This is a genomic window from Microtetraspora malaysiensis (assembly GCF_001528665.1).
GTDB lineage: Bacteria > Actinomycetota > Actinomycetes > Streptosporangiales > Streptosporangiaceae > Microtetraspora_A > Microtetraspora_A malaysiensis.
The window spans coordinates 62,840-78,141 of sequence record NZ_BBYJ01000023.1; the positions used below are offsets into that span (position 1 = coordinate 62,840).

Annotated in this window: 12 protein-coding genes; 6 read left to right on the forward strand and 6 right to left on the reverse strand. The window is 71.8% G+C overall.

The genetic code is table 11. From position 1 onward, the window contains the following. Nucleotides 1-91 precede the first annotated feature (91 nt). Complete coding sequence (mptB, locus tag AWQ71_RS40615) at nt 92-1,549, forward strand: polyprenol phosphomannose-dependent alpha 1,6 mannosyltransferase MptB (protein WP_245658517.1); 1,458 nt, start codon at nt 92-94, stop codon at nt 1,547-1,549. On the opposite strand, the gene AWQ71_RS42005 is transcribed toward mptB, so the two are convergent. Next, nucleotides 1,449-3,704 carry a hypothetical protein gene (locus tag AWQ71_RS42005; RefSeq protein ID WP_157570617.1) on the reverse strand — a complete coding sequence of 752 codons (2,256 nt, stop codon included), beginning with the start codon at nt 3,702-3,704 and terminating at the stop codon, nt 1,449-1,451. The genes mptB and AWQ71_RS42005 overlap by 101 nt on opposite strands. A 337-nt stretch (nt 3,705-4,041) precedes the next feature. Here AWQ71_RS42005 and AWQ71_RS28010 point away from each other — a divergent pair, with 337 nt between their 5' ends. From AWQ71_RS28010 to serS, 3 genes are all read left to right on the forward strand, one after another. Then, nucleotides 4,042-5,349, forward strand: a complete 1,308-nt coding sequence (locus tag AWQ71_RS28010; protein ID WP_067138330.1) for a glycosyltransferase 87 family protein — start codon at nt 4,042-4,044, stop codon at nt 5,347-5,349. A gap of 47 nt (nt 5,350-5,396) precedes the next feature. Next, a complete protein-coding gene (pheA, locus tag AWQ71_RS28015; RefSeq protein ID WP_067138332.1) occupies nt 5,397-6,317 on the forward strand; it encodes a prephenate dehydratase in 921 nt (306 codons plus the stop codon). Nucleotides 6,318-6,451: 134 nt separating this feature from the next. Next, the gene (serS, locus tag AWQ71_RS28020) at nt 6,452-7,714 is read left to right on the forward strand and encodes a serine--tRNA ligase (protein ID WP_067138334.1); all 1,263 of its coding nucleotides are present in this window, start codon (nt 6,452-6,454) and stop codon (nt 7,712-7,714) included. A 67-nt stretch (nt 7,715-7,781) separates the two neighbouring features. Here the strand turns inward: serS and AWQ71_RS42010 are convergent, their stop codons facing one another. The 3 genes from AWQ71_RS42010 to AWQ71_RS28035 all read right to left on the reverse strand — a co-directional run bounded on the left by AWQ71_RS42010 (nt 7,782) and on the right by AWQ71_RS28035 (nt 10,226). Beyond that, nucleotides 7,782-9,212, reverse strand: coding sequence for a hypothetical protein (locus AWQ71_RS42010; protein WP_067138336.1), 1,431 nt, complete (start codon nt 9,210-9,212; stop codon nt 7,782-7,784). A 93-nt stretch (nt 9,213-9,305) separates the two neighbouring features. Next, nucleotides 9,306-9,848, reverse strand: a complete 543-nt coding sequence (locus AWQ71_RS28030) for a hypothetical protein (RefSeq protein WP_067138338.1) — start codon at nt 9,846-9,848, stop codon at nt 9,306-9,308. Between the two features lie 174 nt (nt 9,849-10,022). After that, nucleotides 10,023-10,226: a cold-shock protein gene (locus tag AWQ71_RS28035; protein ID WP_067138340.1), complete on the reverse strand. Its 204-nt coding sequence runs from the start codon at nt 10,224-10,226 to the stop codon at nt 10,023-10,025. A 239-nt stretch (nt 10,227-10,465) separates the two neighbouring features. On the opposite strand from AWQ71_RS28035, the gene AWQ71_RS28040 reads away from it, so the two are divergent. Next, nucleotides 10,466-11,260 (forward strand): HAD family hydrolase, encoded by a 795-nt coding sequence (locus AWQ71_RS28040; protein WP_067138342.1) that lies wholly within the window; start codon nt 10,466-10,468, stop codon nt 11,258-11,260. A gap of 38 nt (nt 11,261-11,298) precedes the next feature. Here AWQ71_RS28040 and AWQ71_RS28045 read toward each other — a convergent pair whose 3' ends face one another. Both AWQ71_RS28045 and AWQ71_RS28050 read right to left on the reverse strand, forming a co-directional pair. Next, nucleotides 11,299-11,820: a bacterial proteasome activator family protein gene (locus AWQ71_RS28045; protein WP_066935333.1), complete on the reverse strand. Its 522-nt coding sequence runs from the start codon at nt 11,818-11,820 to the stop codon at nt 11,299-11,301. 62 nt (nt 11,821-11,882) lie between these two features. Continuing rightward, nucleotides 11,883-12,836 carry an NAD(P)H-quinone oxidoreductase gene (locus AWQ71_RS28050; RefSeq protein ID WP_067138346.1) on the reverse strand — a complete coding sequence of 318 codons (954 nt, stop codon included), beginning with the start codon at nt 12,834-12,836 and terminating at the stop codon, nt 11,883-11,885. Between the two features lie 113 nt (nt 12,837-12,949). Here AWQ71_RS28050 and AWQ71_RS40640 point away from each other — a divergent pair, with 113 nt between their 5' ends. Further along, nucleotides 12,950-15,247, forward strand: a complete 2,298-nt coding sequence (locus tag AWQ71_RS40640; protein ID WP_245658519.1) for a nucleotide-binding protein — start codon at nt 12,950-12,952, stop codon at nt 15,245-15,247. Nucleotides 15,248-15,302 lie beyond the last annotated feature (55 nt).

Below are 15,302 nucleotides of genomic sequence, written 5' to 3' on the forward strand. Positions count from 1 at the left end.
GGCTGACCAGCCGTGATCGGCTCCGATCGGAGTCGGCCCGGTTGTCCACAGCCTCTACGGGAACGTGCCTCGGCTGTGATGAAATTCGGGGGTGAATCGGGAGAGCGCGCGGTGGTCCGCCACGCTGATCGCGCCGGCCTTCGTCGCCGGGGCGATCCTGCTGACGATCGTCATCGCCGCTCTCGGCCCCTCGGCGATGGTCCCGCCGCTTCCGGGCCCCGGCGGGCAGCCGCCGTACTCCCTTGACCTGCGGCCCGACGGGCATCTCGTCGTGGCGCTCGCGGCGGTCGCCGTCGTGGGCGGCGCGATCGGGCTCGTCGCCGGGCTCTACGGCCTTCGCCGCCACGCCGCTCCCGATGTCCGCCGCACCCGCCTGCTGGTCGCGGCCGGGTGCCTGGCGGCGGGCGTGCTGGCGTTCCTACCGCCGGTCGGGTCGGCCGACCACCTGAACTACGCCGCCTACGGGCGGATCGCCGTCCTCGGCCTCGATCCGTACGTCACCGTGCCGTCGGCGGTGCCGCACGACCCGGTGGCCGGGGCGGTGGAGGAGTGGCGCAACACGCCGAGTGTCTACGGCCCGGTGGCGACGGGGGTGCAGGCCCTCGCCAGCTGGGTCGGCGGCGATTCGGTGCGGCTGACGGTCTTCGTGCTGACCCTGGTCAACGCCGCCGCGTTCGTCGCCACCGCGCTGCTGCTGCACCGGGTCACCCGCGGCGACCCCAGGCGGCAGCGCCGCGCCGCGCTGCTGTGGGCGGTGAACCCGCTCGTCGTCTACCAGCTGGCCGCGGGGATGCACGTGGACACGCTGGCCGTGGCCTTCGTGGTCGCCGCCCTGGTCGTGGAGTCGGGGGTGCTCCTCGGGCTCGGCATCGCGGTCAAGGTGACCGTCGGCCTGGTCGCGCTCGGGCCCGCCTGGCGACATCGGCGCGATCCGCGCCGGCTGCTGCTGATCGCGGGCTCGGCCATCCTGACCGTGGCGGTGGCGTACTGGCTGGCCGGGCCGCACGCGCTCGACCAGGTGCTGAACGCGAGCAAGTCGGTGTCGTTCGCCACTCCCTGGAAGCTGGTGCAGCGGGCGCTCCAGGCCGTGTTCGACGACGGCGCCTACCGCGCCTGGATCCAGACCGGGTCGCTGCTCCTCATGGTCGTGCTCTCCTGGCTGCTGCTGCGTGCCGGTGCGGCGGGCCGGGTCGGGTCTCCCCCGGGTGTGCCGGAGAGCGGCGCGGGCGAGGCTCGCCTGGTGGCGCTGGCCGTCGTGGTGGCCTGGCTGTTCGCCACGCCGTACGCGCTGCCGTGGTACGACGGGCTCGCGCTCGCGCTGCTGGCGATGGTCCCGGCGTCGACGCTGGACTGGTTCGTGGTGGGACGGATGGCCCTGCTGTCGACGGCCTATCTGCCGGCCAGGCAGCTCGACCAGCCGCCCGACCTGAGCTGGCTGGTGACGGTCGTCAGGACGCAGGTGGTGCCGTGGCTGCTGCTGGCGCTGACGGTCGCCCTGGTGTGGTGGGCGGCGCGAGCTGGAGCGCGCGCACGGACGCGGCGAGCGTGAGCGGCACCGCAACAGTGAGCGCCATGGCCGGGATCGCGATCCCCGAGTCGTTGATCAGGAAGCCGGTCATGGTGGCGGCCAGCGCGCCGAACAGCCCCGCCCGCAGCGCCGGGGCCCTGCTGTAGGCGAGGGTGAGCGCCGGGGCGCCCCAGCGCGACGGGCGGGCCAGCACCAGGAACAGGAACGCGATCGCGACAACCGAGAGCACGGTCAGCTCGGTGTTGCCGAGCGTGTTGAGCATCGCTCCGAACTTGCGGCCCACGACCTCGGGGCCCTCGCCGTCGGCGACCTGCTGGACGAACGCGCCCAGATGCGTCCGCCGGTCCGCCGGGCGGAGCCAGTCGAACAGCGCGATGGCCGCGATCAGCACGGCTCCCGCCGCGCCGATGGCGACCAGCCGGACGAACGACACCCGCAGGCCGTACAGCATGAGCGCGAAGACGGCGAACCCGACGACGAACGCGGGTACGCCGCCGAAGTCGGCCCCCCAGCTCGGCCAGCCGTCCGCCACGATCGCGAGCACCCCGTAGGCGAGCAGGAGGAACCGTGGCTTGACGACGTGGGCGAGCCCGGCGAGGGCCAGGATCGTGCCCGTCGCGAAGATCGCGAAGGGCATGTTGCCGAAGCCGTAGAAGCGGCCGCCGGTCACCGGCTCGTATCCGGTGACCGCGTTCACCTGAAGCGTCGAGCCCGTCATGACGTCGGCGAGGAGCGCGAGCGAGCTGACCGCGGCGACCACCGTCAGCGGGCCGGCCACGTGCTCGCGCCACGGCCCGGCGAACGCGAGTGCCGCGATGACCCCGGCGAACCCGAGGATCGTCGCGATCAGGGCGGGCATGGGGTACGCCATGTGCCACCACGGCACGAGCTGCGCCAGGAACGTCGAGATCGGGATCGCGCCGCTGACCACGGCCACCACCTGGGTGGTGGTCAGCATCCGCCGGCGCCGCCTGATCACGAAGGCGGCGAGGCCGTAGAACAGCACCTGGATGGCGACGAGCGCGACGAAGAACGGTTGTCTGACGTCCCTGAGCACCTGGGAGGCCAGGTCGGCGTCGGCCAGCTCCGCGACGACCTCGGCCGTGTCCTCGGGGGCGTCGCCGCCACGCTGCCAGGCCCGGCCCACCACTCCCTGCGGCACGTCGAGTCCGGCCGTCGTCAGGACGGTCGCGGTCAGGTCGGTGATCGTGACCAGGGCGTCCTGCCGGGTGGAGGTCGCGGTCAGGTATCCGCGTCCGTACGGCGAGGCGCCGGTCGTCGCAGAGGTGCCGGCGGCGGCGTGCGGGGCACTGCCCGCGATGGCGACGTGCAGGTGCGGGTCGAGCGAGCCGATGCCCGAGTCGGCGAGCCCGGCGACGAGGACGACGGAGCCGGAAGGGACGCGGCCGAGGATGTCGCCGACGGTCTGGTCGGCCGCGATGACGGCCGAGTCGCGTGCGGTGCCGGTGAGATCGGAGGGCGTTGTGCCCGGGGGGCCCGCGGCGCGTCGCGCGACGGCGGCCTCGGCGATCTCGCCCGCCTCCGCGAACACGGCGGTGTACGGGGCCAGGTCGGGCAGCTCGTTGAGCGTGGCGGCATATTTCTGGACTTTTCCGGATGTGTCGGCGGCGCCGAGGGCCGCGCCCGGACCGACGGCGGCGACCTTCCCGCCCGCGGCGACGATCGTCTGCCCCAGCAGCCCGATCCGCCCGCCGTACGACTGGGTCCGCTGGTAGGCGGCGAACTCGTTCCAGCCGGGGATCGTCGCCGAGCCGTCGGGGGCCGCCTGGGGGACCGGCGTGGCCGCGCAGTCATTCCCCGCGGTCCCGGCCCGCTGGCCCGCCGAGACCGTCAGCCAGCCGCTGACGGGGCAGGTCACGTTGCGGCCGCCGGGTGGGATGACGCGGGAGGACAGCGACGCCGAGCTGCCCTCGCCGGTCAGCCGCCACAGGTTGGGCGTACGCCGCCGGTCGAGGTCGCTCCACAGGAGCCCGGGCACCCCGATGACCACCACCCGCCCGGAGGGTGCCGCCCGCCCGGTTCCGGAGGCTTCGCCCGTCGCGGTGTGGAGTGGGGCCGTCCGCGCACGCGTCGCTCCCGAGGCGTGTGCCTCTTCCGCGTGGGCCGGGGTGGGAAGGGCCAGGAGCAGCAGGCCCAGCAGAAGCGTGACCGCCACGGCCACGAAGCGACGGGGGAAGCCGTACGGGACCTCAGACGTCGGCGGGGGCGCCGCCGAGCCGGAGCCGTCCGGCGCGGCGGAAAACGCGAGCCACGGGCGGCCATGCGGTCGTGACCGGGAAAGGCCGATCCCGAATCGCCTCACGTGCTCTCCTCACTTCGTCTGATCCCACCGTCGCCTGGCTCAAGGCCCGGCCGGCGCGCGGCCCGACCGTGCCGGCTCGCGCTGTCGCGCGGCCCCCTGCTGTACGCGGCCCTCGGCGTACGGGCACCCGGCGGGCCCCGTCACGCTACTTCGCAAACCGTGGCGAAAGTCCACGGTAGCCTGCCTGGACATGAGGACAGGCGAGACGATCATCGCGAAACGGGCCTGGTGGGCCTGGGCGGCGGCCGCGCTGATCGTCGTCGGCGCCGCGATCCCGCTCGTCGCGTACTGGCTGACGAACCCCGCCGACCAGCGCCTCGTCGATCTTGACGTCTACCGCACGGGCGGGCAGAGCCTGCTGCTCGGCGTCCCGCTCTATGACGTGATCACGCCGGCTCCTCAGTTGCTGCCGTTCACCTATCCGCCGATCGCGGCCATGCTGGCGGCGCCGCTCGCCGCCGTCTCGTGGCCGGTCGCCCAATGGGTGTGGACGATCGCCATCGTCGCCACCCTCGCGGTGACGGTCCGGTACGGCTTCCGCCCCGCGCTCTCGCCACGGGCGGCCCCGCCGGAAGCCGAGGACGACGGCGCGGCGGCCGCCGCGCCGTGGCTCGGCCGGGCGGCGCGCTGGGCGGTGCCGCTCGCGTTCGCGGTCGGGGTGGTGGCCTGCCTCTACCTCATGCCGATCAGGGATCAGGTGCGGTTCGGCCAGGTCGATCTCTTCCTTGTGGCGTTGTGCCTGCTCGACTGCGTGGCCCGCCGTCCCTGGTGGCCGCGCGGGATGCTCATCGGGCTGGCCACCGCGGTAAAACTCACTCCCGGCGTTTTCCTCATCTATCTCGCTATAACGGGATTTTCGTGGCGAAAGCCGTACATGCGGGATGAAGGGCAGGGGCGGGCCTTCTTCATGGCCGTATTCACCGCGGCGCTGCTCACCGTGATGCCGTTCCTGGTCATCCCTTCGGACGCCAAGGACTTCTGGTTCTCCGCGCTGCTCGACCCCGGCCGCCTGGGCGCGAACGCGGCCACCACGAACCAGTCGATCCGGGGCATGCTGATCCGTCTCTACCTGCCCGACTCGGTCACCTCCGCACTGTGGCTGGTCGCCGTCGCCGCCGTCGGCTGGTACGGCTTCCGCCAGGCCCGCCGCGCGTACCTGGACGGGGACCCGATGACGGCCGTGGCGCTAACCGGGCTGATGGCGGTGCTGCTCTCCCCCGTCGCCTGGATCCACCACCTCGCCTGGGTGGTCGTCGTGCTGGCGGCGCTCGTGGGGGCCGGGACCGACCGGGTCCGGCTGCTGGTCGCCGGGGGCGTCTGGCTCTTCTACGTGGTCCCCGTGCCCTGGTGGGGGGTGTCCCTCAAGGCGCTGGAGATCCCCGTCCTGAGCCCGGTGCTCGGCAAGATCGTGCAGAACGGGTTCGGTCTCGGGGCGCTCGCTCTGGTGTGGCTGCTCGGCTCCTGGCTCCCCCGCCGCCGCGCCCGGATCGCCCCGTAGCGGAAATCTCGGTGTGGGCAGTTGTGACGGGTAGCTAACCTTGTGCTATGCCAAAGCTCGCGTACCTGGGGCCGGAGGGCACCTTCACCGAGGCCGCCGCGCGCGGCCTCGCACCCGACGCCGAGCGCCTGCCCTGCGCGAACGTCGGAGCCGCGCTGGACGCGGTCCGCTCCGGGCAGGCCGACGGCGCCGTGGTCCCCTTGGAGAACTCGCTCGAAGGCGGCATCATCCAGACGCTGGACGAGTTCGCGTGGGGCCAGCCGCTGCTGATCGTCGCGGAGTACCTGCTGCCGGTCGAGTTCTCGCTGCTCGTCCGCCCGGGCACCGAGCCGCGCCAGATCAAGCGGGTCACGACGCATCCCGCCGCCCACACCCAGTGCCGGAACTTCATCGAGCGCGAGCTTCCCGGCGCCGTCGTCATCCCGGCCGCCTCGACCGCCGCCGCCGCGCAGGAGGTGGCCAACCCCGATTCTCCGTACGACGCGGCGATCAGCCCGGCGATCGCGGGCGAGGTGTACGGCCTTGAGGAGGCGGCGTCGAACATCGGCGACCGCAACGACACGGTGACCAGGTTCGTCCGGGTGGCCCCGCCCGGCCACGTCCCGGAGCCGACGGGTGCCGACCGCACCTCCCTGGTGGCTTTCCTCAAGGAGGACCACGCCGGAGCGCTGCTGGAGATGCTGAACGAGTTCGCCGTGCGCGGCGTGAACCTGACCCGGATCGAGTCCCGCCCGACCGGCCAGGGCATCGGCAGCTATTTCTTCCACTTCGACGCCGAGGGGCACGTCGCCGACGCCCGGGTGGGCGAGGCGCTCTCCGGCCTGCACCGGATCTGCAGCGATCTGCGCTTCCTCGGCAGCTATCCGCGGGCCGACCGGGTCGTTACGCAGATCAGGCCGGGCACCTCCGACGGCGACTTCGGCGAGGCGGCCGGCTGGCTCACCCGGATGCGTTCCGGACGGGTCTGAGCCCCGCCTGCCGGACGGCCCGCGCCGATCACCTGGACGGATCGGCGCGGGCCGTCGGGCATCACGGCGTCACGCCGCGCCGCATCGGATAATCGGGGCGCATATGGTAGCCGTACCTCGGTAGCCTTTGTTTCGTGATTGACCTGCGTACCCTTCGTGAGGACCCGGACCGGCTCCGGGCGTCGCAGCGCGCCCGCGGTGAGGACGACTCGGTCGTCGACACGCTGCTCTCCCTCGACGAGCGCCGTCGAAGTGCGCTATCGGCCTTCGAGTCGCTGCGCGCCGAGCAGAAGTCCATCGGCAAGTCGGTGTCCAAAGCCTCCGGAGACGAGCGCCAGGCGCTGCTCGACCGAGCCAAGAACCTCGCCGCGCAGGTGAAGGCCGCCGAGGCCGACGCCGAGAAGGCGGCCGCCGAGTTCGACGTGGTGATCGAGGGCGTCCCCAACATCGTGGACGTGGCGGCCCCGGCCGGCGGCGAGGACGACTACGTCGTGCTGGAGGAGATCGGCGAGAAGCCCTCGTTCGACTTCACCCCGCGCGACCACCTGGAGCTGGGCGAGATGCTCGGCGCCATCGACATGGAGCGCGGCGCCAAGGTCTCGGGCGCGCGGTTCTTCTTCCTGACCGGGGTCGGCGCGCGGCTCCAGCTCGGCCTGCTCAACATGGGGATGCAGCAGGCGATCGAGACCGGCTTCACCCCGATGATCACTCCGGTGCTGGTCAGGCCCGAGTCGATGCAGGGCACCGGTTTCCACGTCGCCCACGACAAGGAGATCTATCGCCTGCCCGAGGACGACCTCTACCTGGTCGGCACCTCCGAGGTGCCGCTGGCGGCCTACCACGGCGACGAGATCCTCGAGCGCGGCTCGCTGCCACTGCGCTACGCCGGCTGGTCGTCGTGCTTCCGCCGCGAGGCCGGCTCGTACGGCAAGGACACCCGGGGCATCATCCGGGTCCACCAGTTCGACAAGGTCGAGATGTTCTCCTACTGCCGCCCGGAGGAAGCGGACGAGGAGCACCAGCGCCTGCTCGCCTGGGAGAAGGAGATGCTGGCCAAGGTCGAGCTGCCGTACCGCGTGATCGACACGGCCGCGGGCGACCTCGGCACCTCGGCGGCGCGCAAGTTCGACTGCGAGGCGTGGATCCCGAGCCAGGGCCGCTACCGCGAGGTCACCTCGACGTCGAACTGCACCCAGTTCCAGGCCCGCCGCATGCGCGTGCGCTACCGCGACGAGGACGGCAAGCCGCAGGCCGTCGCGACCCTGAACGGCACCCTGGCCACCACCCGCTGGATCGTCGCCATCCTGGAGAACCACCAGCAGGCGGACGGCTCGGTGGTGGTTCCCAAGGCGCTGCGCCCGTTCGTCGGGCTCGACGTCCTGGAGCCGGTGAAGTAGCCGAACGCCCAAGGAAGGCCTGAGAAAGGCCCGAGAAAGGCCCGAGAAGGCCTGAGGAAGGCCCCGCCTACCCGGCGGGGCCTTTCCTTTTCTGGAGGGTCCGTCTCGCGATCAGCCACGCGGGCGCCGCGGCGCCCAGGATCACGGCCAGCAGGACGGCCGTGCCGTACGCGTCGGGCAGGCCGGCGCTCCACCCCAGGAACGGGAAATAGACCCCGGCGAAGGTGGCCACGGCGACGAGGGCGCTCCGCCCTCCCGCCCGTTCGGTGTGATTCTGGTGGACCGCCCAGACCACCAGCACGCCCACGCCCCCCGCCAGGGCCAGCGGGATGCCCGCGAGCCGGGCCACCAGGCTGTAGGGCCAGTCCAGGACGGGGGGACCGGCGAGGGGGAGCAGCCCGATCCACAGGAGCAGGCCCGCGACTCCGAAGGCCACCGGGGCCCGCCCCAGGAAGCCGTCCGCGACGAGGCCGAGGAGCAGGACGGCGATCGCGATCAGCACCGCGATCCACAGCTCGTCCTCGATCTGCTCCCCCGGGTTGGTGAGGGGCGCGGCGGCCCGCGCCGAGAACCCGTCGTCGCCCGCGAAGCCCAGCCGCCGCCACAGGCCCGACGCGTCCCGTACGGCCACGCCGTCGGGGCCGTTGGCGACGACCACGATGTGCGCGCCCGCGCCGCCGGGTACGGCCTGTACGGCGAGCGCCCGGGAGGCGGCGAGATCGCTCGGCAGCCCATGCGGGTCGGAGTTCTCGTAGATCCGGTCCAGCCAGTGCCTCCGGCCGGAGGAGACGGCCCAGGACGTGGACCACGTGCGCCCGCCGTCGGTGGTCTCCTCGACCTCCAGCAGCCCGGGGCGGATCCGGTAGCAGTGTGCCTGCTCCCCCGGCACGCAGGCGCTGCTCTGAGGCGCGTACGTCCGGTTCTCCGTCCACGGGTGCCAGGTCGCGCCGCCGTCGGTGGACGCCCTCGCCTGGATCTCCCCGACGTCGACGACGACCGCCGAGCCGTTGACAGCCACGGAGACGGCCGACGGCGCCTGGGGAACGGCCGAGGTCGCGGTGACCGCGAAGACGGCCACCGGGACGACGAGGACGGCGTGTGGAAGCCGTACGGGAGGGCGCCGGGCGGCCCGCCGCCAGGCGAGCCAGGCGAGGCCGAGGGCGGGGAGCGCGATCAGGTCGGTCGGGTCGGCCACGATCCGCGACGGGATGAGGAGGGACCACAGCCACGACGCCGCCTCCGCCCCCGCGGCGGTGGCCTTCATCAGGGTGAAGAGCGTGCCGGTGAGCGCGATCGCCGCCGGGGCCGGGCATCGGAGGAGCAGCGCGGCCAGCGGCGGCGCCACGACCAGCCCGGCGACGTCGCTGAGCTTGCCGGTGACCGGGCCGGGCCACAGTCCCTTGAGAACGTGATCGTTGAGAAGGAGCACGGCCAGGGCCAGCACGGTGACCGGGTGGCCGAGCCACGCGAGCGCGTGGCCGGAGCTTCGCGTTGCCACGTCCGGTTCGATGCGGGGCCGGCGGCCCGGGTTGTCACGAACCGGTCCCGGCTGGGGGACGACTCGGTCATGCCGCGCGGCCCCGGTGGTGCGTCAGCGCACCCTGATCCAGGCGTTGCCGATGAGGTCCTTCCTGGTGATCTCGTCCAGGTAGTCGCGGGTGCTGCCGCCGTAGTCGAGCGTCACCGGCCGCCAGTAGTGCCCCGAGCGGAACTTCCCGCGGTAACTGGTCTTGATCCACACATTGAACGACATGGTCAGCCGGGAGTGGTTGAGCGAGCGGATCACGCAGTAGACGGCGTAGTTCCCGACCGAGTTGCGCTTCTGGGTGCCGCACTTGGCGCCCTTCGGCCTGGTCGCGAACCGCACCTTGGACACGATGCGGCGGGGGAAGTCGGCCTGCAGGACGAGCGCCTCGTCGGTGAACTGGTCGGGGTGGGTGACCTTGTAGGTGATGCGGGCAGGCCGTCCCCTGCGGATCGCCGAGGGGTAGGTGACCTTCACCTTGGGCAGCCGCCGTTCGGCCGCGTAGGAGGCCGTGTGGGCGCCGGAGGAGGCCTCCGTCGCGTGTGCGGGTGCGGGGGACGCGAGGAACACCGCCACGAGGCAGGTGGCGGCCGTGAGGACTCTGCGCATGGATCGCTCTCTGCTGGGGAGTGCCGATGAGCCAGTGCCCTCTCACCATCACAAGAGCGATTGCTTGCGGCAAGCCCCTTTTGTCCAACCGCCTGCGCGACTCCGAGACCGCCCGGGAAAGCGCGAAGGTGGGGCCCGCAGGACGCGGACCCCACCTTCAGCGGTGTTCAGAGATCAGAGCGCACGGACGTTGGACGCCTGCGGACCCTTCGGACCAGAGGTCACCTCGAACTCGACCCGCTGGCCGTCCTCGAGGTTGCGGTAGCCGCTGCCGGTGATCGCGGAGAAGTGGACGAAGACGTCCGGCTCCCCACCGTCCGGTGCGATGAAGCCGAAGCCCTTCTCAGCGTTGAACCACTTGACGGTTCCCTGAGCCATTAATGCTCTCCCTAAGGAAGTGAATCTTGGGGCTCACACCTCGTGAACCCCGGTGTGTCGCACAGCTCCCCGGGTGGCTCATACAGTCAAGCTGGTTTTCGCTACGGGAACAGCTAATACAACGCCATCACATCTAACACTATGTCGCCGGTGGGTGTTCCACGTCTGGGGGAAGATTTCCTCCGTCTTCATCCCCGAGGACGGACTCGGGTGCAACAGCGGGCAAACTGGAGGCTGTTATGAGCAGCCCCCGCCTCGTCGCGACGGACCTGGACGGCACCGCACTGCGGGCCGACGGGACCGTCTCCGTCCGCACCGCCGCCGCCTTCGCCCTCGTGGAGGACTCCGGCGGGACGCTCGTCTTCGTCACCGGTCGGCCGCCCCGCTGGATGCACAGCGTGGCGGGAGCCGTACGCCATCGGGGGCTGTCGATCTGCGCCAACGGCGCGCTCGTCTACGACCTGCACACCGAGCGGATCGTCGAGGCGCGCATGATCCACCCCGACGTCATCGACGAGTCCGTCCGGCGCCTGCGCGAGCACCTGCCGGAGCTGGCCTTCGCCGTCGAGTACGAGGGTGGCTACGCGCACGAGTCCGACTTCGCGGTGAACGGCGACGACCCCGCGTACGGGCGGCGGGAGGCGATACACGCGCTCACCGCGGAGCCGTGCGCCAAGCTGCTCGCCCACCACCCGACGATGGATCCGGACGAGCTCTACCGGCTGTCCGTCTCGCTCGTGGGCGATCTGGTGACCCCGACGCACTCCAGCGGCCGCGCGTTGATCGAGATGAGCGCGCACGGCGTCACCAAGGCGTCGGCCCTCGCCGCGCTCGCCGCCGAGCTGGGGATCGCGGCGGGTGAGGTCGTCGCCTTCGGAGACATGCCGAACGACCTGCCCATGCTGGCCTGGGCAGGAACGTCGTACGCGGTGGCCAACGCCCACCCGGAGGTGCTGGCCGCCGTCGATCACGTGACGGCGGCCAACGACGACGACGGAGTCGCCCGGATTTTGGAAGATATTTACCGTAGGTAACCGCTCACGGTTCCCGGGTCCGCCACCGAGCCGGGGACCTACAGGTAGGGCCCCGAGGCGCGGTGGTGCTGCTGGTCCTCCTGACCCTGCGACATGCCGCCGGGCAGAGCGCGGCGCATCTGCTCAAGCTGCGCGCGCGCCGCCATCTGCTGGGCGAACAACGTGGTCTGGATGCCGTGGAAGAGTCCCTCAAGCCATCCGACGAGCTGCGCGTGGGCCACCCGGAGCTCCGCGTCCGAGGGCGGGGCGCCGTTGTCGTCGGTGAACGGGAGCGACAGCCGTTCCAGCTCGTCGACGAGCTCGGGCGCGAGCCCATCCTCCAGCTCCTTGATGGAGCTTTCATGGATGTCCTTGAGGCGCTTGCGGCTGGCTTCGTCCAGGGGAGCGGCACGTACCTCTTCGAGGAGTTGGCGGATCATGCTTCCGATGCGCATGACCTTCGCCGGCTGCTCCACGAGGTCGGCGACGGAGCGCTCCTCGTGCTCGCCGTTCTCCCCCGCGACGGACAAGCCGTCGGGCCCCACGACCACGATCTGCGGCGTGCTCTCATCTGCGTTCATCGGCCGCTCATCACTCCTCGTACGCGTCGGGCTCGGTCGGTACTCATGCGTTCAAACCTAACTCACCGGAACAGGAGGATTTTGCCGATGTGCTCGCCCGACTCCAGCAGCCGGTGCGCGTCCGCGGCGTCCCGCATCGGCATCCGCGCTTCGATCACCGGCCGGATCGCGCCCGCGCCGATCAGCGGCCAGACGTCACGCACGACTCCCGCGCAGATGGCGCCCTTCTCGTCGACCGGCCGGGCCCGCAGCCCCGCCGCCGAGACGGACGCGCGCTTGGCGAGCAGCTTCCCGAGGTCCAGTTCGCCGACCCGGCCGCCCTGCATGCCGATCACGACGAGGCGGCCGCCGACCGCCAGCGCGTCCAGGTTCTTCTTCAGGTACGCGGCGCCGATGATGTCGAGGATCACATCGGCCTTCTTGGCCGAGAAATCCTCTTCGCGGTAGTTCAGGGCCTCGTCCGCGCCGAGCTCCAGGCACCGCCGTACCTTCTCCGGGGATCCGGCCGTCGCGATCACGCGGGAGCCGAACGCCTTGGCGAGCTGGATCGCCATCGTGCCGATGCCGCTCGCGCCGCCGTGGACCAGCAGCGTCTCGCTCCGGCGCAGGCGGGCGGTCATGAAGACGTTCGACCAGACGGTGCAGACGACTTCGGGCAGCCCCGCCGCGTCCACCAAGGACAGGCCCTCGGGGAGAGGCATGACCTGTTGCCAGGGAACCGCTACGCGCTCGGCGTAACCGCCGCCGGCGAGCAGCGCGCAGACCTCGTCGCCCGGTTTGATGCCCTCGACGTCGGCGCCGACCGCGACCACGGTGCCGGAGCACTCCAGGCCGAGAATCTCCGACGCGCCTTTCGGCGGGGGGTAGAACCCCTGGCGCTGGAGGACGTCCGCCCGGTTGACGGCGGATGCGGCCACGTCGATGAGCACATCGCCCCGCTTCGGCTCCGGATCAGGGACTTCCTGCCAGTCCAAAACCTCGGGTCCACCGGGTTCCCTAATTACGATCGCGCGCATGCGACCAAAGTAGCGGGGCCGCGAACTCGACGGTTGCCCACATTCGCTGCATAAGAGGGCGCTAATCTGCAAGGTGTTTGCTGCCCCTTTAGCCCATCCCGAGGGGGAACACGGTGGCAAGACACGATCGTGAGGATCCCCACTCTCTCGAAGATCAGCTCGCCTGGCTCGACGCGATCAAGGACATGCCCGACGAGGTGGACATCGCGGTCAGCGCGGTGACCTCGGCGTCGCTGTCCTCGGCGCCCGCGAACCCCGCCGGTTCTCCTGCCGGTCCTTTCGCGGGGCCGGCCGGCGAGCCGGAGGTGCCGTCGCCGTACCCTCAGGACCCATGGCGCTCGGTGCCGTCCGAGCCCGCTCCGCAGGGGCTGCTCCGCACCGCCACCGACCACGCGTACGGCGCCCCGGCGGCCGCCACCTCGGACGGGCCGACGGAGACGGAGGCCGATCCGGCCACACTCTCGCCGGGCTTCCCCGGTACGCCGCCGACCGGCCTGGGGCGCGGGCCGCTGTTCCCGGACTCCCCCGTCGACACCGACTCCTTCAACGTCGGCTCCTTCGGAACCTCGTACAAGGAGCACCACACGCAGCCGATCCGGCTTCCGACGGGGGAGCACCGGCTGGACGAGCTCCGGGCCGGCGAGCACACCGCCGAGGAGCGCGACCTCGGCGGCCCGACCCAGACGCGGCCGGAGACGCCCAAGGCGGAAGAGCCCGTTCGCGGGTGGCTGGAGCCTGCGGTGCCGGTCGAGACCGACGCGCCCACCGGGACCTCGGGGACGAACACGGCCGCCGACTCCTCGGGGTTCCCCAGCTCGGGGTTCCCGGGGCCGACGTTCTCCGCTCCCGCGCCGTCCGGAGACGAGGGCCGGCCGCCCTTCTCCGGCGACATCGTCGGCGCGGTGACCGAGCGTTTCGCCGGAACTGTCCCCGAGGAGGCTCCGGCCAAGGAGCAGCCGGACCCTCCGTTCAGCGGCTCGCTGCGCGAGGACCTCGCCTCCACCCAGACGTTCGACGCCTTCACCCGTGAGGAGCAGCGGTCCGCTGCCCAGCCGTTCGGGGGTGGACCGGCCGGAGACACGCCGCTCGGGGGCGTACCGGGTGGGGACACGCCGTTCGCGGGCGCGCCGTTCGCGGGCTCCTTGCGCGAGGATCTGGCCCCCGGCAACTCGTCGTACGAGGACGCCGCGCCCGGGCCCTCCACGGGCTCCGCGCCGTCCTCGGGCACGGTGTCGTCTTCGGGGGCCGTGCCGTCCTCGGGTGCCGTGCCGTCCTTGGGGAGCGCTTCGGCCGACGTCGCCCCGCCGCGTGAGGAACCCCGCCAGGCGGACACCTCCCCCGATGGCCAGGCGCCGGAGGAGCCGCGCCAGGGCCGGCGCAGGCAGGTCACCACGTTCGGCGCTTCTGGGCGTACGAGCGGGACGCGGGCGGCGGGCAGGCCGAGCGCGGACAGCCTGGACCCCGGCACCCTGCTCAAGGGACGCAGGACCGCTCCCACCCGGGGGTGGCGCAGGTTCGTCTACAAGGCGTCCGGCGGCTGGATCAAGCCCGGCGAGGCCCCTGACGAGCGGCGGCGGCGCGAACTGCTGGCGCGCGCCCGCACTCCCGTCGCCACCGGCCACCACCGGGTGGCCGTGCTCAGCCTGAAGGGCGGCGTCGGCAAGACCACCACGACGGTCGGCCTCGGAGCGACGCTCGCCCAGATCCGCGGTGACCGGGTGATCGCCGTGGACGCCAACCCCGACCGCGGAACGCTTTCGGACAAGGTCGAGCTGGAGACCTCCGCGACCGTACGCGACCTCCTCAACGAGCGGGCGCAGATCAAGCGGTACGTCGACATCCGGGCATTCACGTCCCAGGCGCCGTCGAGGCTGGAGATCCTGGCCTCCGACCGGGACCCCTCCGTGTCCGAGGCGTTCAGCGCGGGCGACTACCAGACGGTGGCGCAGGTGCTGGAGAACTTCTACTCGATCTGCATCACCGACTGCGGGACCGGCCTGCTCCACTCGGCGATGTCGGGCGTCCTCGGCCTGGCCGACCAGCTCGTGCTGGTCAGCTCCCCCTCCGTGGACGGCGCCAGGGCCGCCTCGGCCACGCTCGACTGGCTGGAGGCGCACAACTACGAGGAGCTCGTCCGGGCCGCCACCGTGGTGCTGTGCAGCGTACGGCCGCGGTCGAAGTCCGCCGTGGACCTCAACCGGCTGGAGTCGCACTTCGCGGCCCGCTGCCGCTCCGTCATCCGCGTGCCGTACGACCCGCACCTGGAGGAGGGCGCGGAGATCGAGCTGGACCGGCTGCTGGAGCCGACCCGCGAGGCGTACCTGCGGCTCGCGGCCGCGGTGGGCGACGGCTTCGCCGGCCCGCAGGCCCCGGCAGAGCGTAAGTTCTCGGAGATCCCCGATCAGATCTGACGTTATGATCAGAGATCATCTTTTGTCGCGGGTACGCAGCGCGCGGTGAGAGACT